General features: G+C 59.8%; 17 protein-coding genes. 3 read left to right on the top strand and 14 right to left on the bottom strand.

From position 1 onward, the window contains the following. Nucleotides 1-34: 34 nt before the first annotated feature. The 3 genes from ACXJKO_RS07605 to ACXJKO_RS07595 all read right to left on the bottom strand — a co-directional run bounded on the left by ACXJKO_RS07605 (nucleotide 35) and on the right by ACXJKO_RS07595 (nucleotide 3,162). Nucleotides 35-1,642 (bottom strand): ABC transporter substrate-binding protein, encoded by a 1,608-nt coding sequence (locus ACXJKO_RS07605; protein WP_457090481.1) that lies wholly within the window; start codon nucleotides 1,640-1,642, stop codon nucleotides 35-37. Nucleotides 1,643-1,756: 114 nt separating this feature from the next. Further along, complete coding sequence (locus tag ACXJKO_RS07600) at nucleotides 1,757-2,524, bottom strand: class II aldolase/adducin family protein (RefSeq protein WP_457090480.1); 768 nt, start codon at nucleotides 2,522-2,524, stop codon at nucleotides 1,757-1,759. Continuing rightward, a complete protein-coding gene (locus ACXJKO_RS07595) occupies nucleotides 2,521-3,162 on the bottom strand; it encodes a helix-turn-helix domain-containing protein (RefSeq protein WP_457090479.1) in 642 nt (213 codons plus the stop codon). The genes ACXJKO_RS07600 and ACXJKO_RS07595 overlap by 4 nt, the downstream gene beginning before the upstream one ends. 115 nt (nucleotides 3,163-3,277) lie before the next feature. Between ACXJKO_RS07595 and ACXJKO_RS07590 the strand changes: the two genes are divergently transcribed. Together ACXJKO_RS07590 and ACXJKO_RS07585 are read left to right on the top strand one after the other, a co-directional pair. Beyond that, entirely contained in the window at nucleotides 3,278-4,771 is a 1,494-nt protein-coding gene (locus tag ACXJKO_RS07590) for a M81 family metallopeptidase (RefSeq protein ID WP_457090478.1), read from the top strand. 57 nt (nucleotides 4,772-4,828) lie between these two features. After that, entirely contained in the window at nucleotides 4,829-5,386 is a 558-nt protein-coding gene (locus tag ACXJKO_RS07585) for a GNAT family N-acetyltransferase (protein ID WP_457090477.1), read from the top strand. A gap of 38 nt (nucleotides 5,387-5,424) precedes the next feature. On the opposite strand, the gene ACXJKO_RS07580 is transcribed toward ACXJKO_RS07585, so the two are convergent. From ACXJKO_RS07580 to ACXJKO_RS07555, 6 genes are all read right to left on the bottom strand, one after another. Next, nucleotides 5,425-6,222 carry an HpcH/HpaI aldolase family protein gene (locus tag ACXJKO_RS07580; protein ID WP_457090476.1) on the bottom strand — a complete coding sequence of 266 codons (798 nt, stop codon included), beginning with the start codon at nucleotides 6,220-6,222 and terminating at the stop codon, nucleotides 5,425-5,427. A gap of 57 nt (nucleotides 6,223-6,279) precedes the next feature. After that, nucleotides 6,280-6,999 carry a ribonuclease activity regulator RraA gene (locus ACXJKO_RS07575; protein ID WP_457090475.1) on the bottom strand — a complete coding sequence of 240 codons (720 nt, stop codon included), beginning with the start codon at nucleotides 6,997-6,999 and terminating at the stop codon, nucleotides 6,280-6,282. 17 nt (nucleotides 7,000-7,016) lie between these two features. Then, on the bottom strand, nucleotides 7,017-8,756 hold the full coding sequence (araD, locus tag ACXJKO_RS07570) for an L-arabinonate dehydratase (protein ID WP_457090474.1): 1,740 nt from the start codon (nucleotides 8,754-8,756) through the stop codon (nucleotides 7,017-7,019). A gap of 54 nt (nucleotides 8,757-8,810) precedes the next feature. Beyond that, nucleotides 8,811-10,316 carry a tripartite tricarboxylate transporter permease gene (locus ACXJKO_RS07565; protein ID WP_457090473.1) on the bottom strand — a complete coding sequence of 502 codons (1,506 nt, stop codon included), beginning with the start codon at nucleotides 10,314-10,316 and terminating at the stop codon, nucleotides 8,811-8,813. Between the two features lie 11 nt (nucleotides 10,317-10,327). Then, nucleotides 10,328-10,792, bottom strand: coding sequence for a tripartite tricarboxylate transporter TctB family protein (locus tag ACXJKO_RS07560; RefSeq protein WP_457090472.1), 465 nt, complete (start codon nucleotides 10,790-10,792; stop codon nucleotides 10,328-10,330). 144 nt (nucleotides 10,793-10,936) lie between these two features. Beyond that, complete coding sequence (locus tag ACXJKO_RS07555; RefSeq protein WP_457090471.1) at nucleotides 10,937-11,908, bottom strand: Bug family tripartite tricarboxylate transporter substrate binding protein; 972 nt, start codon at nucleotides 11,906-11,908, stop codon at nucleotides 10,937-10,939. Between the two features lie 182 nt (nucleotides 11,909-12,090). Between ACXJKO_RS07555 and ACXJKO_RS07550 the strand changes: the two genes are divergently transcribed. Next, complete coding sequence (locus tag ACXJKO_RS07550; RefSeq protein ID WP_457090470.1) at nucleotides 12,091-12,789, top strand: GntR family transcriptional regulator; 699 nt, start codon at nucleotides 12,091-12,093, stop codon at nucleotides 12,787-12,789. Nucleotides 12,790-12,843: 54 nt separating this feature from the next. Here ACXJKO_RS07550 and ACXJKO_RS07545 read toward each other — a convergent pair whose 3' ends face one another. From ACXJKO_RS07545 to ACXJKO_RS07525, 5 genes are all read right to left on the bottom strand, one after another. Continuing rightward, entirely contained in the window at nucleotides 12,844-14,580 is a 1,737-nt protein-coding gene (locus tag ACXJKO_RS07545; RefSeq protein ID WP_457090469.1) for a protein kinase domain-containing protein, read from the bottom strand. Nucleotides 14,581-14,635: 55 nt separating this feature from the next. Next, nucleotides 14,636-15,481 carry a formate/nitrite transporter family protein gene (locus ACXJKO_RS07540; protein ID WP_457090468.1) on the bottom strand — a complete coding sequence of 282 codons (846 nt, stop codon included), beginning with the start codon at nucleotides 15,479-15,481 and terminating at the stop codon, nucleotides 14,636-14,638. A 194-nt stretch (nucleotides 15,482-15,675) separates the two neighbouring features. Further along, nucleotides 15,676-16,008 (bottom strand): nitrite reductase small subunit NirD, encoded by a 333-nt coding sequence (gene nirD / locus ACXJKO_RS07535; protein WP_457090467.1) that lies wholly within the window; start codon nucleotides 16,006-16,008, stop codon nucleotides 15,676-15,678. After that, nucleotides 16,005-18,455 carry a nitrite reductase large subunit NirB gene (gene nirB, locus ACXJKO_RS07530; RefSeq protein ID WP_457090466.1) on the bottom strand — a complete coding sequence of 817 codons (2,451 nt, stop codon included), beginning with the start codon at nucleotides 18,453-18,455 and terminating at the stop codon, nucleotides 16,005-16,007. Before nirB ends, nirD begins: the two co-directional genes overlap by 4 nt. 443 nt (nucleotides 18,456-18,898) lie before the next feature. After that, on the bottom strand, nucleotides 18,899-19,467 hold a 569-nt coding region (locus ACXJKO_RS07525; protein ID WP_457090465.1), incomplete at its 5' end, for a uroporphyrinogen-III synthase.

Here is a 19,467-nt window from a genome sequence, read left to right as displayed (position 1 = left end):
AGGGAGAGCAGACGCCCTCCCTGTCGCGTGAGCCTTACTCTTTGGCGATGGAGATTCCGTAGAACACACCGATCCCTGACGCCTGAACACCCTTGAGTTCATTGCGATACGCAGCAAGGACAGGCATCTGGCCGTAAGGCACATAAGGCAGGACCTTATAGGCAACCTCGTTCAGCTTATCGGCCAGACGCTTCTGTTCATCACGCGTGGCTGCCGCCTGGAACTGATCGATGAGGTCCTGCAGCTCCTTATTGCAGGGCCATCCCGCTGCCGTTCCCACCTCACAGGAGGATTGCAGATAGGTATGGGTCAGCGGCGAGCCGAACCCGCTTGTGAAGCCGGTCGTGAGGAAAAGGCTCCAACCTCCCTCTTCGGCGGGCCCCTTGTTGGTGCGGCGGGACGTCAGGGTGCCCCAATCCATAGCTTGCGCTTCGACATTGAGCCCGGCCGAACGAAGCGCCTGGACCAATGCTTCTGTGGGATTGCTCAGAACCGGAACATCGGTGGGCTGCAACACGACAATCTTCTCGCCCTTGTACCCGGCGCTCGCGAAGAGCTCCTTGGCTTCCGCCACGTTCTGCTTCTTGAAGGCCTCGGCGCCGCGTTCCGTCGAGAGAGGGGTGCCGCAACCGAGGAAGGAATAGCACGCGGTAAAGTAGTTCTGCGGAACACCCCCTGCCGCGCCAAGCATCGCCTGATCGACCAGCTTCGCCAGACCAAGGCGAGCCTTGGGATCATTGAAGGGTTTCTGCATATGGTTGGGGCGGATCATGCCGCTTTGCCCGAGCGGATCGATCCGAAGCACCGTCAGATCGGACTCCTTCTCGAGCATCGGAACGAGGTCCATCAACGGGTTGTCGAGGTAATGGATCTCCCCATTCTGAAGGGCCGCGATAGCCGTGTTCGGATCGGAGATCGTGATCCATTCGACCTTGTCGACCTTCGGAACCTTGGCACCGGCGAGACCGTCCTGCGGGTCGGAGCGTGGCACATAATTCGGGTTCTTGCGGAACACGACCTTGTTGCCCGGCCTCCATTCTTCATCGACGAATATGAAAGGACCGGATCCGACGACCTTCCCCTTAGCCTGCGAAGGCGCGGTCTCGGCAAAGGCTTTCTGATAGATGAAGGGCGTATAAGCCGAGGTCTTGGCGAAAGCCTCGAGGACTAGAGGGAACGGCTTGTTCAAAACAAGCTTGAACGTCTTCTGATCGACCGGTTCGAAGCTGGCCGCCACGCCCATGAGGGCCTTGCCCAGCGAGTCGACCTTGGCCCAGCGCTTGATCGAGGCGACCGCGTCCTCGGCGGTCACGGGAGATCCGTCATGCCATTTGAGACCGTCGCGCAAGGTGAAGGTCCAGGTGAGACCGTCGGCGCTCTTCTCATATTTGTCGACCATCTGCGGCTTGGGATCGCCCTTGCTGTCGAGGGCGAAGAGCGTGTCGTAGACCATGAAGCCGAAATTGCTCGTGATGGTCGATGCCGTGAAGGTGGGGTCGGTGATTGCAAGGTCGGTGAACATAACCGCCTTGAGGGTCGATTCCTCCGCGGCCAGGCCAGGCCCTGAGATGCCGAGCCCGATCCCCAATGTGGCGGCGATGATCGCCCGCCGAGAAAAGCCGAAATCCAATCGCTTGCTCATGTCGTCCCTCTGATATTGTTTGACTTTAGCTTAGTCCTTTGACGGCCCGGCTCTTTCTCGGTCGGGTTGGGTCTCTTGCTGTTCGGAGCAGTCCGCGCGATGCGCCCTGGGTCTTCAGCTTGCGTAGTCGGGTTCTTCGCGGTCGAGCACGCGGCGCCAGGCATCGAGATGAAGCCGCGAGTCGAGATAATCGCCAAAGGCGCCAGGCCAGTTCAGCTGCATATCGTCGGCCTGTTGCAGAAGCGGCTGCCCCGTCTGCATGGCGAGCATCTGATACATGCAGGTCCGCTCGGCCATATAGAGTTCGTCGAACGCATCGCTGATCCGGGGGCCGACGATCGTGACGCCGTGCCCGGACATGATGAGAATGCTCTTGCTTCCGAGAGCCTCGGCGATGCGTTGCCCCTCTTCCGAGCCGAAATGGATGCCATGATGACCGTCGTCATAGGCAATGCGGCCGTTCAGGAAGAGGTTGTTCTGATGCGCCAGGGCGAAACGTCCGCCCTTGATCAGGGAAAAGGCCGTGAGGTAGGGCGGATGGACATGCAGCACGCAGGCAGCCTGCGGATGCAGCTTGTGAATTTCCGCATGAATGTTGAATGCAATGCGCCGCACCTCACCCTTGCCGCGCACCTTGTTGCCCGCCAGATCGCAGACAATCAGGTCGCTCGCGCGAATTTCCCGATAGAGCATGCCGCGCGGGTTGATGAGGAACTGGCCGTCGGTTCCGGGAATCATCATGCTGTGATGATTCCCGATCTGCTCGTTCCAGCTATTGCGGGCAAAGATACGGAACGTCGCCGCCAGATCGCAGCGCAGTTCCCATTCCTCGGCTTCGCTCAGCGGCGCTGCGGTTGGGGAGGCAGGAGATAGGGAGTTCACGAAGGTATCTCCTCAAGAGAAGATGCTGCGGATGCGGGGCGCCCTTCAGGCACGCCGGGATGTGTATTGCAGACCACGACAAGAACCCACGCATCCTCGTCTCCAACCGAGATGTATGCGTGGCCCATCGTGCTATCGAGATAGACCGATGCTCCCTGAGGCATCAGGAACGGTTCATAGAATTCGCTATGAACCTCCACCGTGCCCGAGACCACGTAGACGAATTCCTCGCTTTGATGGCGGACAAGGGGGCCAAACTCCTCGATGCTGCGCGCCTTGATGCGGGAGATTGCAGGCGTCATCAGCTTCGAGCGCAGATCGGCGCAGAGATAATGGTCGACGTAATTGTCGCTTTCAAAAGCCCGGCCTTCGCCCGGCATCGTCAGGCTTCGCCGCCCGGTCGGCGCGAACGGCGCTGCCTCGCGCGCAGGCTGGGAGAACAGCTCGGCCACATCGACCTCGAGGCCATCGGCAAGGGTCATCAGCTTGTCGTAGCTCAAGGTCAGCTGATCATTCTCAACCTTGGACAGGGTGGAAACGGGCAGCCCCGACCGCTCGCTCACCTGTTGCAGCGTCCAGCCGCGCTGGCGGCGAAGGGAGCGCAGGATTTCATTCAGCTTAGGCCTTTGCTCTGACACTCATGAATTCCTTTCACGATCATGCTGGCACCAAATTTATTCTCTAACAAGAAAAAAGTTGCCAGACGGAAAATTAATGTCAAATTGGGAATTGCGGTGGCGAGGACGGCATACAATGAAAATCTTCGTTGCGACTTTGGGAACTGAAACCAACTCCTTCTCGCCTCTTCCCACGGGGTTGCGAGCCTTTGAGGAGACGGCGCTCTTTCTCGGAGATGTGCGAAGCGCGCCCGAAACCTTCATCAACATCGCCAACAAAACATGGCACGCCCTCGCAGAAGCCGAGGGTCACGAAATCATCCAAAGCCTGATCGCCTTTGCTCAGCCGGGCGGGCGCACGGTCCGGAGGGTCTATGAGGAGCTGCGCGGCGAGATCCTGCGCGACCTGAAGGCTGCCGGGCCGGTCGACCTCGTTCTGCTGTTTCTCCATGGGGCCATGATGGCGGACGGCTATGATGATTGCGAAAGCGATATCCTGGAGCGTGTTCGGGAGGCGGCAGGGCCCGAGGCGGTGATCGGAGCCGAGATCGATCTGCATTGCCACATGTCGGAGCGGCTGCTCTCGGCCGCCGATGCGATCGTCCTGTTCAAGGAATATCCGCATACGGATGTGGCTGAGCGGGCCAAGGAGCTTTACCGTATCTGCCGGGACACGAGGCGTGGTTTCCTCCGCCCCACCATGGCGCTCCATGATTGCAGGATGCTGGGTTTCTGGCGCACCAGCCTGCCGCCTGTCCGGCAACTCGTTCAGCACATGTTTGAGATGGAGCGGCGGCCGGGCGTGCTTTCCGTCTCCTTCGCGCATGGATTTCCTTACGGTGATACGGCCCGGGTCGGTGCAAAGACTCTGGTAATCACGGACGGCAACCCGATCCTCGCTCGAAACCTTGCGCAGGAAATGGGCCGGGCGGTCTGGGACATGCGCAATCGCATCGGGGAAGAGTATTGCAGTGTCGACGACGCGCTCGATCAAGCGCTGGCCGGCGCGGGCGGGCCCTACGTGCTCGCCGATGCCGCCGACAATGCGGGCGGCGGCGCGCCCAGCGACAGCACCTTCGTCCTACGACGTATCCTTGAACGCGGAATCACTAACGTGGCCGCCGGCTGTTATTGGGATATCGGTGCAGCCAGGATCTGTATGGATGCCGGCCCGGGAACGGTGCTTGATCTCCGCTTCGGGGGCAAATGCGGTCCCATGTCCGGCGATCCCATCGATTTGCGCGTTACCGTCCGAGCCTGCAATCCCGATCTCTGGCAGACGGGACTGGATGGGCTGCGCGCGCATGTGGGCCAAGCGGTTCGCGTCGAGGCCGAGGGTGGAATCGACATCGTGCTCAACACCGTCCGGACACAGGTCTATGGCCCGAACGTTTTCACCCAGCTCGGCATCGACGTTCTCGCAAAGAAGATCGTCCTGCTGAAGTCGACACAGCACTTTTATGCGGCCTTCGCGCCCATCGCCAAGGAGGTGCTTTACCTCGACGCGGAGGGAGCCTTGGAGCGCGACGTGCGGAAACTGCCTTTCAAGCACGTGACGCGGCCCCTCTGGCCTCTCGTGGAGAACCCCTTCGCTGAACCAGGTGATGCAAAAAAGACGACGGCCGCCTGAACTCCGTTGAGGCAGCGGAGCTCCCCACCTCCAATCCAAATGAACGAAGGATCGACCATGACGCCCCAGCCCGACAGCCTCCGAACCGAGCGCCTCGTTCTGCGCCGCTGGCGTGACGGCGACACCGAAGCGTTCCGCGCGATCAACACCGACCCAGACGTCGCACGCTACTTTCCGAAATGTCCGACACCGGAGGAAAGCGATGAGCTCGTTCAGAGATTGACGGATTTCACGCAGAGCGCGGGAATTGGCCCCTGGGCCATCGAGGTTCCGGGCGAGGCGTCGTTCATCGGTTTTGTCGGATGCTGGCCGACGAGACCGCAACTGCACTTCGCGCCGGCGATCGAAATCGGGTGGCGCATCGACAAGCGATTCTGGGGCCGGGGCTATGCACCGGAAGCGGCACGAGCGGCGATAGACGATGCATTCGAGCGTCTGGACGTTCCCGAGGTCGTGGCATACACGACCTTCGCCAATGAAGCCTCAAGGCGAGTCATGGACAAGATCGGCATGACGCAAAACCCCGCCGATGATTTCGACCATTTTCTGTTCCCCCAGGGCCACCCCCTGGTTCGCCATGTAGTCTATCGCATCAACAATCCACGATCCGTCTAACGAACGATCATTCACTGCCTAGCAACGTCACAAGTGAGCTAAGTCGTTGGCCCAGTGCCGCCTGCGATGAGTTTGCGGGTTTCAGCCACGCTGGCGCCGGATGCGGCGGCGAGGAGACGGACGTCGTTGGGAAGGGTCACCAGATCGAAACCCCAGCCGATCGCCTTCGCGGCATAAGCTGGTGCGCCGCAATGAAGCGCCGCACGGATGCCGGCTTGGTGAGCCTCGTCGAGAATCGTGCGGATCGCGCTCACCATCTCCGGCTCCTCCCGGTCGAAGCCGAACGGGAATTTCCGCCCCGTCAGTCCCAGGGTCAGATCGGATGGGCCGATATAGACGYCGTCCAAGCCGGGGGTCGAAACGATCTCCTTGAGATTCTGAAATCCTTCGGCGGTTTCAATCATGGCGAAGCAGAGAAGATTATTATCTGCCTCTGCGCCATAATTCGGACCGCCTGAGAAAACGGCTCGGGTCGGACCGAAGCTGCGGGTTCCTGCCGGCGGATAACGCATGTACGACACAAGCTCGGCTGCCTCTGCTCCCGTATTGATCATGGGGCAGATGACGCCATGTGCGCCGGCATCGAGCGCCTTCATGATGGCGGCGGGATCAAGCCATGGAACGCGGACAAGCGGCGCGACTTCACTGGCGCGCATGGCCTGCAACATGCCGACTGCGACCTGGAAGTCGATAAGACCATGCTGGAGATCGATGGTGATGGAATCGTATCCCTGCTCCGCCATGATCTCGGCGGTGAATGCATTGGGGATCGACAGCCAGCCGTTCAGCACCGGCTTCTTGTCCGCCCAAAGTGACTTGATCCGGTTCGCTTTCATCGTGCTTATACCCTCTCACCAGCGATAGTGTTTCTCGCCATGCCTACGTTCGTGCGATCAGCGCCCATTCGCTCTGCGCCAAGCTGCAAAGTCGATGTTAGTCTGCTCATCCGTCGCGGGATAGAGGCCGAGGATCGAACGCCCTTTCAAAACTTCTTCCGTCACGAAGTCTTCGAACGCGGTCATCTCTATGGTCTCGTCCGCGATCTCATCCGCCAGATGAGCCGGAATCACGACCACGCCTTCCGCATCGCCCACGATCACGTCACCCGGAAAGACGGGCGCATCGCCGCAGCCGATCGGCACATTGATGTCGATAGCCTGATGGAGCGTCAGGTTGGTGGGGGCAGAGGGACGGTTGTGATAGGCCGGAATGCCGAGACCCTCGATTTCAGGCGTGTCGCGGAAGCCGCCATCGGTCACGACGCCGGCGACGCCACGCACCATCAGGCGGGAGATCAGGATGGAGCCGGCGGATGCCGCACGCGGATTCTTGCGGCTATCCATGACGAGAACCGCGCCCGGTGGGCAGATCTCGACGGCCTTGCGTTGCGGGTGCTCGCGATCACGGAAAACGCTGAGCTGGTTCAGGTCCTCGCGCGCCGGCATATAGCGCAAAGTGAACGCTTCGCCAACCATCGGTCCTGCGTCGCGATTGATGCGGTGGACATCCTGGATCCATTGATTGCGCAGTCCACGCTTATAGAGCGCCGTCATGAGCGTCGGCGTCGCGACTTTCTTGAACTTCTCGCGGGTCTCGGGCTTCAGTCCGGTCATGGATGTGTCTCCTGGAATTAGAAAATATCGGGCTCGGCCACAGGCGCACCGTGACTCGTTTCGAGGAAGTCGAAGTCGCAGCCTTCATGGGCCTGGCGAATATGCTTGGTGAACATCCAGCCGTAGCCGCGCCCGAAGCGAGGCTTGGGCTCAGGCAATAGCGCGCGCCTCATTTCAAGTTCCTCGTCACCAACTTCGAGGGTGATGCGGCGGGCCGGGATATCGACGCTAATGATGTCGCCCGTGCGCACGAGAGCGAGTGGCCCACCTACATGCGCCTCCGGAGAAACGTGAAGGATGCATGCGCCATAGCTCGTGCCGCTCATGCGGGCATCTGACAGGCGCAGCATGTCGCGCACACCCTGCTTCACAAGCTTCTTCGGGATCGGCAACATGCCCCATTCCGGCATTCCGGGCCCACCCTGTGGGCCCGCATTGCGCAAGACAAGGATATGATCGGCGGTCACATCGAGATCTTCGTCGTCGATGGCGGCCTTCATGGAGGGATAATCGTCGAACACGAGCGCCGGGCCCGAGTGCCGGCGCAGGCGCGGCTCGCAAGCGCTAGGCTTCATCACGCAGCCATCCGGGGCGAGGTTGCCCTTGAGCACGGCAAGCGCGCCTTCCTCATAAATTGCGTTGTCCACGGTGCGGATGACATCATCGTTATAGACTTCCGCACGGGCGATGTTCTCTCCGAGGGTCTTACCGCTCACCGTGAGGCAATCGAGATGCAGCTGATCGCGGATGCGCGTCATGAGCGCCGGGAGCCCGCCCGCGAAATAGAAATCCTCCATCAGATATGCCGCCCCGCTCGGGCGCACATTGGCGATGACGGGAACCTTGCGGCTGGCGATCTCGAAATCATCGAGGCCGATATCGTGGCCGGCCCGCCGTGCCATAGCGATGAGATGGATCACGGCATTGGTGGAACAGCCCATGGCCATGGCAACCGCAATGGCATTCTCGAAAGCGGGACGCGTCTGGATCTTGTCGGGCGTCAGATCCTCCCACACCATCTCGACAATACGGCGGCCGGCCTCAGCGCACATACGGATATGATTGACGTCCGCCGCGGGGATCGAGGAAGCGCCCGGAAGCGTCATGCCGATGGATTCGGCGATGGCCGTCATGGTGCTGGCCGTGCCCATGGTCATGCAGTGTCCGTGACTACGGGCAATGCCGCCTTCCACCTCGACCCAATCTTCCTTGGTGATATTCCCCGCCCGGCGCTCATCCCAGTACTTCCAGGCATCCGAGCCTGAGCCGAGAGTTTTGCCCTTCCAGTTGCCGCGCAGCATGGGCCCGGCGGGAATGTAAACGGTCGGCAGATTTGCGCTTGTGGCACCGAGCAGCAGGCCAGGCGTTGTCTTGTCGCATCCGCCCATGAGGATCACGCCGTCGATGGGATGGGAGCGAATGAGCTCTTCCGTGTCCATGGCCAACATGTTGCGGTAGAGCATGGTTGTCGGCTTGACGAAGTTCTCCGACAGGGAGATCGCGGGCAGCTCGATCGGAAATCCGCCGGCTTGAAAGACGCCACGCTTCACATCCTCCACACGCTGCTTGAAATGCGCATGGCACGGATTGATGTCGGACCATGTATTGATGATGGCGATGGCGGGACGGCCCACCCAATCCTCAGGCGCGTAGCCCATCTGCATGATGCGCGAGCGATGGCCGAATCCGCGCAGATCGTCCGGTGCGAACCATCGGGCGCTTCGAAGGTCTTCCGGCTTTTTGTTTCTGTTCGTCATGGCACTAGCGTCGAACCTGTGGTGTCGGGAATTGATGAAAGAATGGGGAAGGCCTCAGCCCTCTTCCTGGAATGCCTCTTCGCGCTTCTGGCGTATAGCCGGAGCCAGAACGGTGACGAGCAGGATGAAGGCCAGGACGAGCATGCTTGCGCTGATCGGGCGGCTCAGAAAAACCATAGCGTCGCCCTTGGAGATCAGCATGGCCCGCCGAAGATGCTCCTCCATCATCGGTCCAAGAATGAAGCCGAGAAGCATCGGTGCCGGCTCGCAATCGAGCTTGCGGAAGATATATCCGAGAAGGCCGAAGATCGCCATCAGATAGACATCGAAGGTCGCGTTGTTGAGGCTGAACACCCCAATGGCACAGAAGACGAGGATGGCCGGGTAGAGGAAGTGATATGGCACCGAAATCATCCGAACCCACAATCCGATCAGCGGCAGATTGAGGACGAGCAGGAACAGGTTGCCGATCCACATGGAGACGATAAGCCCCCAAAACAGTACCGGCTGTTCCGTCATGACCGAAGGCCCCGGCTGGATGCCCTGCATGATCATGGCGCCGATCATGAGCGCCATCACGGGGTTCGATGGAATGCCGAGCGTGAGCATCGGGATGAACGAGGTCTGCGCGCCGGCATTGTTGGCAGATTCCGGACCTGCAACACCTTCGATAGCACCTTTGCCAAACTGCTCTGGATGTTTGGAGACCTTCTTCTCTAAGGTATAGGCCGCGAAGGATGCCAGCATCGCACCGCCACCCGGCAAAATGCCGAGCATCGAGCCCAGCACCGTTCCGCGCAGGACAGGCGCCGCAATCCGTTTCAGGTCCTCCCGTGTCGGCATGAGGCCCGTCACGGCTTTCACCATGGTCGTGCGAGTCGTCTCATTCTCGAGATTGACGATGATTTCCCCGAGGCCGAACACGCCCATGGCCACGACGACGAAACCGATCCCATCGGCAATCTGAGGAAAGTCGAAAGTGTAGCGGGTCGTCCCGGAATTCACGTCGGTGCCGATCAGGCCCAATAGGAGGCCGAGGATGATCATGCCGAAAGCGTGGAGCAGCGAGCCATGCGCCAGCACCACCGAAGCGACCAGGCCGAGAACCATCAGGGAGAAGTATTCCGCGGGGCCGAATTTCAAGGCAAGGTCAGCCAGGGGAGGCGCGAAGATTGCGAGAAGCACCGTCGCGACCGTACCGGCAAAGAAGGAGCCGATGGCAGCTGTTGCCAGTGCCTTCCCCGCTTTGCCCTGACGGGCCATCTGATAGCCATCCAAAGCCGTGACGACGCTCGACGATTCACCCGGCAGGTTGACCAAGATGGCTGTGGTCGAGCCGCCATATTGTGCGCCGTAGTAGATGCCGGCCAGCATGATCAACGCCGATACCGGTGGCAACCCGAAGGTGACGGGCAGCAGCATCGCGATGGTCGCGGTTGGCCCGAGGCCCGGCAACACGCCGATCGCAGTGCCGAGGAGCACGCCGATCATGCAATAGGTGAGGTTCCAGAAGGACAGGGCGGTTTCCAGGCCAAGCCACAGATTCGAGAGTGTTTCCATCGCTTAAGCTCCTATCCACCGAACCATGAGCCAAGGAGAGGCATCGGAACGCCGAGGGCCTTCACGAAGACGAGCGTGCAGAAAGCGACGAGAAGGATTAGGCCGGCAGCAGCCTTGAGATCGAAGCGGAAATGCTGGCTTGCGACGGCGCTTACCAGGATGAGAACGATCAGGGCGATCACAAGTCCCGCGGCAGGAAGCAGCAATCCGAATAGTGCGGTCGAACCGACGACCAGTGCCAGGGACTTCCAGGCGATGGTGCCGACGGCCTCGCCCTCTTGAGCGAAAGCACGTCCTGCGGAAATCAGCCCAATCGCCATGAGGATGGCGCTGAGGACGGTGGGGAAATAACCGGCCCCCATGCGCCCTGCCGTACCCATGGGATAGTCGCGGCCGATCCAGAAGGCCGCCGCGCCAAAGGCGATGTAGAGAACACCAGCCCAAAAATCTTTCTTCTGGAGCACGTGTGTTTTCACGAGCGTCCTCCCAGCAGACGAGATGAATATTGGCGCCGCCTTGGCGGCGCAATGATCCGCGCATGAATGACGGTAACGGCGGCGCTCACGACGATGCAAAATATAGGAATGGGGCAGTCCCATGGGCTGCCCCACCCGTTTCGTTTATTGATCGGCCGTGATCTTTCCCGTCTCGACGACGTTCTTCCAGCGGCTGATTTCCTGATTCAGAAACTCCGAGAACTGGCCGCTCGTGTTGGCGACAACCTCGAAACCGATATCGTTGAACTTGCCCTTTACATCCGGGGAATTCAGGGCGCTTGCCAGCGACTGCTCGAGCTTGGCCTTCACATCTGCCGGCAGCCCCTTCGGTGCGGCAACGGCCTGCCAGGAATAGACCTCGACACCGTCGACGCCGGCTTCCTTCATGGTCGGCGCATCGGGGAAGGTGGCATTGCGCTTGTCGCTCGTGATGGCGAGAAGCTTCAGCTTGCCGGCTTTGATGTGGTTGGAGACGGCGCCGAGATTTTGGAACGACACATCGGCATGGCCGCCGATCAGGTCGGTGATGGCGGGAGCGCCGCCCTTGTACGGCACGTGGACGCCACTCGTGCCGGTCTTCTGCCAGAACAAGGCCGCCGTGAGGTGATCGGACGAGCCTGCGCCGGAGGAAGCGAACGTGACCTTCTCAGGGTTCTTCTTTAAATAAGCAACCAACTCCTGAACGTTGTTCGCCGGGAAGTTGGGATTGGCAACAAGCGCATTCGGAGTGCGAACTGCGACCGTGAGCAGATCGAAATTCTTGGTCGGGTCATAGGGGAGGCTCTTATAGAGGACCGGGTTGATGGCATAGACGCCAATCGAACCGACCATCAGCGTATAGCCGTCCGGCTTTGCCTGTGCGATCTGTCCGGCGCCGAGAGAGCCGTTGGCGCCCGGCTTGTTCTCGACCACGATCGGTTGGCCAAGACCTTCCTGCATCTTCTGAGTCGTGACGCGCGCGGTCGTGTCGGAGGCTCCGCCTGCCGGGAACGGCACCACGACCGTGATTGGCTTTTCCGGATAACCGGCAGCGTAGGACGGGGAGTAGATCGCGACGCTCAGCACAGCGGCGGACAGCAGTTTCAGCGCCTTCATGCGCTTCCTCCTATGGTTCTATCGGTGGTTCTGATGCCCATCTGCGTGGGCTTGCTGCTGGATACCCCAGCGTCAACGGTTGGACACTAAAGCGCTAATGCATTAGTGTGTCAATCGCTTTTCTTGCAAGGGATGTTGCTGTAAGGCTGCCCCTGCAAGTGAACTGACCAAAGGAGGAGAGGATGGATGTCTTGCCTATGACGGCACCGCGAATTCGGGACCGTTCGCGCCATGCCGCTCCTCAAGTCTATGAGCACCTAAGAGACATGATCATGTCTCTTGCCTTGGTGCCCGGAACAGTTCTCAACCGTCTTACGCTTCAGCAGGAATTCGGTCTCAGCTCCACCCCGATCAGAGATGCTCTCCTGCGGCTCCAGGACGACGGCCTGGTTGAAATCTTCCCCCAGCACGCGACAGTGGTGAGCCCCATCGATCTCGCGCTTGCCCATCAGGCCCACTTCCTGCGGCGCTCCTTAGAACTCGAGATCGTGCGCACACTCGCACTCTCTCCCGAACCGCGCCTGATCGCCCGGCTTCAAGGCTTCATCGCGCAGCAACAGGCCTTGATGGATGCCGAGGATTTCGAAGCCTYTGCCATGGCCGACAGGGACTTTCATCAGCATCTCTACGAAGCGGCGCAGATGCAGGAGCTCTGGGCACTCGTGCGCAGCCGCAGTGGGCACATCGACCGCCTCCGCCGGCTTCATCTGCCCACGCCTGGCAAGGCGCAGGACATCGTGAAGCACCACAAGCTGATTGTGCAGGCCATTGCGGACGGCAAGCCGGAAGAAGCCCAGCAGCATCTTCGCGACCATCTCTCCGGCACCTTGTCTCACGTCGACGAGATCAAGGCGAAGTACCCTGGATACATCAGATCCTGAGCGTTGCTTTTTCTACCGCGTGTTGGAATCGCCTTCCTGGGAAGCCGGCGTTCCTCATCCGGTGAGAGACAAGCGCCACAGCAAAAGAATGATGGCCAAGGCGAGAATGCCCGAGACGCACTTCCAGAATACAATGGGATTGCGCTGAGCCAACGGCGGGCGAACTCCTTTCAGGAGGCCTGGGTTGGGATGGCGCAGATCGTAGGTGAACTCTGAGATCGCCTCGTATCGCTTTAAAAGATTTGGCTGCACAGCCTTGCGCAATGCTTGATCCATCCAATCGGGCACCTGCGGGCTGAACTCGGATGCCGGGATGTACCGCAACCGGTTTTGCTGCGCTCGGCTGCGTGTCTTCGGCACTGCGGCGCCATAAGGAAGCCGCCCGGTCAGCATCTGGTAGGCAAGCACGCCGAGCGAGAAGAGGTCGGAACGCCAGGTGCCCTCCTCTCCCAGAAAATACTCTGGAGCCGCATATTGAATCGTGCCGAGGATCTCGTCACGCGTCGCCTCCGGCACAGCCTCGATGACGCCGGCAACATGCGTAGAGCCGAAGTCGATGAGCTTCACCGTACCTGAGTGATCGATCATGATGTTTTGTGGCCGCAGGTCCTGATGCAGCATCTCAAGGCGATGAAATGCACGCAGGCCCTTGGCGATCTGCTCAACGATATCGCGGACGCTCTCCAGGTTCGGGTTCGGATGATCTATCATCCATTGGGCCAACGTTTGGCCTTCGATATACTCCGTAACACTATAGAGATGATTGCGCTTGCGGGATTGTGGATGAGCTTTGAGAACATGAGGGCTGTTCAACCGTCGAGCGATCCATTCCTCCATCATGAAGCGTTTCAGATGGTTGGCATCGGCACGAAGATCGATGGACGGCACCTTGAGCACAACATTTGTATCGGTCTGGACATCAAGCGCGAGAAAGACATGACTGCGGCTGCTGGAGTGAAGCTCTCGCAGGATTTTGTAGCCGTCCAGCAGGCCGCCCGGCTCCGGTATCGGCGGCGGAGTAAGCTCCGTGGCGCCAGCCATGATCTCGCCAGCTTCCGGATCGGGCACATCATCGATCCGCACAACCTGAACCGTCAGATTGTCCTGGCTGCCCGCCTGCAACGCCTCTTCCACGATCGTGCGAGCCGCAAGGTCGAGATCCTCAGCATTGGCCCGGATAACGGCCGAAATCGCTGTTTCGCTGACATGCTCGTGCACGCCATCACTTGAAAGAACAAAGACCTCGCCCGCGCGCAAGGGGACAGCGCGATAGTCGATTTCGATACTCGGCTTCACCCCAAGCGCACGCGAGAGATAACTCTGTTGGGACCAAACCATGACGCGGTGATCGTCCGTCAACGGCTCAAGAGAACGGCCAGACAATCGGCTCACACGGCAATCGCCAATATGAAAGATATGCGCGAGGCGCGATTTCAGGACCATGGCCGTGAAAGTGCAGACATAACCCCTGTCCATGTCGCTGGCCTGCAGGCTCCGCCGCGTTTCTGCATGGAGCCATGAATTCGTCGCGCTGATGACCCGTTGCGCCGCCGTTTTGACGGACCAGGCGTCAGAGGTGCAATAATAATCCGTGAGAAAGCTTTTGATCGCCGATTCCGCAGCAATGCGGCTAACGGAACTCGAGCTGATGCCGTCGGCAATTGCAACGGCAATGCCCTTAAGGGCGAGCGTTGGACCGTCCGGAATCAGAGCACCGTGAAAATCCTGATTGGTATCCTTAAGTCCCTTTTCGGAATGCTGCCCGATTGAGACCGTCAGTCTGCGCGTCATGGAGGCCTCGATAGCGGGAGCCCCGCTCAAGAGCGGGACTTCCATCTGTGTTGGATCACTCGGCCGGGAATGCGGCCATGCGTACTCCAAGATTGGCTTTGCGCTTGGCGCCAGTGCGCATATGGGTCGAGTAGAGGGTCAACCCGACAAAGGCGATGCCGCCGACAAGATTTCCGATCACGGTTGGGATCTCGTTCCAGATCAGATAATCCATGATCGAAAACTTGCCGCCGAGCATAAGGCCTGACGGGAAGAGAAACATGTTCACGATGGAATGCTCGAAACCCATGAAGAAGAACAGCATGATCGGCATCCACATGGCGATCACCTTTCCGGACACGGAAGTCGAGATCATCGCTCCGACGACGCCCATCGCAACCATCCAATTGCACAGCACCCCGCGAATGAAGAGCGTGAGCATGCCTGCTGCGCCATGGGACGCATATCCTACGGTTCGGCCTTCACCGATAACACCGATTTTCATGCCGACCGCATCAGGTGCTTGAGAGAAGCCGAACGTGAAGATGATTGCCATCATCACTGCCACCGTGAAGGCACCCGCGAAATTCCCGACGAAGACAAGGCCCCAGTTACGCATGATCCCGCTCATCGTCACGCCCGTACGCTTATCGATCAGCGCAAGAGGAGTGAGCATGAAGACGCCTGTGAGCAGATCGAAGCCCATCAGGTAGAGCATGCAGAAGCCCACCGGGAACAAGATGGCGCCTGCGAGTGGCTGGCCGGTCTGGACGGTGATGGTGACCGCGAAGGCTGCGGCCAGCGCCAGGATCGCGCCGGCCATGTAGGCACGGATGATCGTGTCTCGCGTCGACATGAAGATCTTAGCTTCGCCGGCGTCGACCATCTTGGTGACGAACTCGGCAGGTGCAAGGTAAGCCATCGAAGTTCCTTTCCTGAGTGCAGGCAGCCGAAGTCTTGTGAATGGCTGCGATGTTGGTTTCATCTGGGCTTTTTGGCGTTTCGTCAGGCCCACTCTTCGCGTGGGGCGTGTTTTCCTCCGATGGACACGGGCCCAAGTTCCCGCCCGTATTCGCCTGCGGACACAAGGCTCGCGATTCAGGCAATCCGCTTCTGCTAGGCTGCGCGCGTCATGAGGGCGGAGGCTGCGAGCAGGATACGCGCGCCCTCGATGCGCGCCGGAATCTTGTGGGCGCAGCCGTGATCCGCTCCCTGCGCCTCACCGGTTTCCAGGCTGATCACCCAGTTGTGCAATGGGCAGGTCACCGAATGGCCATGCACCATGCCTTGAGACAGGGGACCGCCCTTGTGCGGGCAACGGTCTCGAAGCGCGAAGAGAGTGCCGTCCGCCGCCTTGAAGACCGCGATGTCTCCGCCCGGCGCCTGAACGACGCGAGATCCTTGAACCGGCACATCGTCGATTGCGCCCACATCGATCCAGTCACTCATTCCGCTGCCTCCGCCAGTGTGAAATTGGCCATGGGGTTGAATTCATGGGCATCGTGCCCGGCAACACGCTCGGCCCACGGATCGATCTGCGCCTTGCGCTGCGAGAACTCGAAGCGTCCGAAGAGCGCGTGGCGCTTCTCGCGGTCATCGACGATGATCGCACGGATCGCCTCCACGCCGATCCGATCTGCCCATTTATACATGCGCTCGAGATAATGGCCCTGCTCACGGTAGAGCTGGGTCAGGGCTGCAATCACCTCGATGCACTCGCCTTCTTCTGCGACCTTGCAGAGCAGTTGCGTGCCCTTGATGTGCAGGCCGGCCGCACCTGCGAAGTGAATCTCGAATCCCGAATCCACGCAGATCACGCCCACGTCCTTGCAGGTCGCTTCCGCGCAATTTCGCGGACAACCTGAGACGCCCATCTTGACCTTGGCGGGCGTCCAGGAGCCCCACATGAACTTCTCGATCTTGACGCCGAGACCTGTCGAATCCTGAGTGCCAAAGCGGCACCACTCCGTTCCGACGCAGGTTTTCACCGTGCGCAGACCCTTGGCGTAAGCATGTCCCGAAACCATGCCGGCGTCATTGAGATCGGCCCAGACCGCGGGCAGGTCCTCCTTGCGCACGCCGAGCAGGTCGATGCGCTGACCGCCCGTGACCTTGACCGACGGAATATTGTATTTCTCGGCAACATCGGCGATGGCGCGGAGCTCCCGCGGATTTGTCACGCCGCCCCACATGCGCGGCACGACCGAATAGGTGCCGTCCTTCTGGATATTGGCGTGAACGCGCTCGTTGATGTAGCGGGAGCGACTGTCATCCTCGTACTCTTCCGGCCAATCGCATAGAAGGTAATAGTTCAAGGCCGGGCGACACTTGGCACAGCCGCAGGAACTCTTCCAATCCAGCTCCTGCATGACAGCCGGGATCGACTTCAACCCCGCTGCGCGAATGAGGTGGCGCACCTCGTCATGGCCGAGATCGGTGCAGCTGCACATCGGCTCCGTGGCGGCGCGGGAGAACTTGTCTCCGAGTGTCAGCGCCATCACCTGCTCGACCAATCCCGTACAGGTTCCGCAGGAAGCGGAGGCTTTGGTGTGCGCCCGGACATCGGCCAGATTGGACAGGCCTTTGTCGTTGATCGTCTGAACGATCTTGCCCTTGCATACGCCGTTGCAGCCGCAGATCTCCGCGTCGTCCGGCAAGGCGGCAACCGCCGCAGCCGGATCAACCGAGGCGCCTCCGACATAGGACTGGCCGAAGATCAACGTGTCGCGCAACTCCGACACATCTGTTTCCTTGCGCAGAAGATCGAAGAGCCAGGAGCCATCCGCAGTTTCGCCGTAGAGAACCGCGCCGACGATACGGTCATCCTTGAGAACGATACGCTTGTAGATACCGCGGGCGACATCGCGCAGAACGATATCCTGCCGGTCTTCGGCCTCGCTGAAGTCACCGGCCGAGAAGAGATCGATGCCTGTCACCTTCAGCTTCGTCGCGGTCACTGACCCCGTGTATACGGCTTGCCCGTCTCCTGCGAGTTGAGCTGCGATCACCTTGGCCATCTCGTAGAGCGGCGCCACAAGGCCATAGCAGGCGCCGCGATGCTCGACGCATTCGCCTACGGCGAACACATCGGGATCGCTCGTGCGCATGTCGTCACCGACGAGGACGCCACGGTTCGTCTGCAAGCCTGCCTCTTTGGCGAGAGCCGCGTTCGGTCGGATGCCGACGGCCATCACCACGATGTCGGCGTCAAGCTCTGTGCCGTCATCGAGCCTGACGCCGGTGACGTGGGTCTCCCCGAGAATGGCGTGAGTATTGGCCTTGCAGCGGACTGAAATGCCCCGTTCTTCCATCGCACGCTGCAGAAGATAGCTTGCCGATGGATCGAGTTGCCGCTCCATCAGAGTTGGCATGAGGTGGAGCACAGTGACGTCCATGCCTTGTGCCTGCAGGCCCGCCGCAGCTTCAAGGCCGAGCAAACCGCCGCCAATGATAACAGCCTTTCCGCCGCTTTGAGCCGCCGCGAGCATGGCATTGACGTCGTCGAGATCGCGGTACGTGACCACGCCTGGAAGGCTCGCGCCCGGAATCGGAACCACGAACGGCACGGAGCCGGTCGCGACCAGAAGTTTGTCGTAATCTACTGTCGTTCCGTCCGCAGCGGTAACGCGCTTTACACTGCGATCGATCTGCACGACCTGCTTGCCGAGATGCAGAGTGATGCCGTTGGTTTCGTACCACGTATCGTCGTGAATCAGGATGTCTTCGTAAGCTTTCTCACCCGACAACACGGGCGAGAGCATGATGCGGTTGTAGTTCACGCGCGGCTCGGCACCAAGAATAGTGACCTCGTAGGCTTCCGGAGCGCGTTCAAACAGCTCCTCCAGCACACGACCGGCGGCCATTCCGTTGCCGATGACGACCAGCTTATTGGGCATCCCAGTCTCCCTGAGAAGGTAAAGGTTCGAGGCGTCTAATTCTCGACACTGAAACGCAAGCACAAAACCGCCGCCTGAAGTGACCACGTGCTGCGTGCGCAGCATCCAAGCCATTCATGCGACGTCGTTGTCGGAGTAGTGCCAGATAAGAGGCAAAACGGTCTGATCTTCCTTGACCAGACGGTCGAGCGTGGTCTTTTGACTTCGTTGTCATGACCCGCGTTGTTTTTAAAAATTATCGAGTGCCCGATTTTTACTCAAGGAGATAATTTAAGCACGGTGGCTAACATGTGATCAGCTTTATGATCGTAAAACGATCACCGTGACCGTTCGCACAAAGACATCCGCAATCTTCATTCAACCGCACAAATCTGGATCGATTTGCATGGATCAGCAGTGCGTTCGATCTGATAGGAGAGGCGTTTGGACTTCCGGCGAGAACATCAATCAGGCATAGGGCGAACGCTGCCTGCCAATCTCTTGCTCAGGGCAAAGACCATTGGCTTGAGATGGAAGCTATCCTGCGGTATCGCCGCAACGGGCCAGCCTGCTTCCTCGACAGCCTGCGCAGTGACGGGACCGACGGCGGCAATCAGGGCCCGTTGCATGGCCGCATCGAGTTCCGATGTTTTACCAAACTGTCTTGCGACGTCCTGCAACCGACGTACCTGTGCAGTGCTGGTGAAAGCGATCAGTTCGATGTCGCCTGTAACAAGATCATCGATAAGACGGGAAACGCACTCGTCTTCTTCATCCGATGCATAGCGGTAGCACAGGATAGGATCGGCCTTGGCACCCGCCCCTTTAAGAACTTCCGTCAGCAAATCCTCGCCTCCGGGATAGAGTTGGACACCAACGCAACTGCCGCTGAGATCGAGCGCGGACAGGGTCGCGATCAAGCCGGCCGTGGTGGGCTCCTCTGCAATCACATCTGGATTCGATCCTATGCTGCGCAGAATCTTTGCAGGCTTCGGTCCCCGGACGATCTTACGCGTGCGTCCAAGGCTGGCGA

It is taken from the genome of Microvirga sp. P5_D2 (genome assembly GCF_054049475.1).
This window is presented reverse-complemented; position numbering and strand designations above follow the sequence as displayed.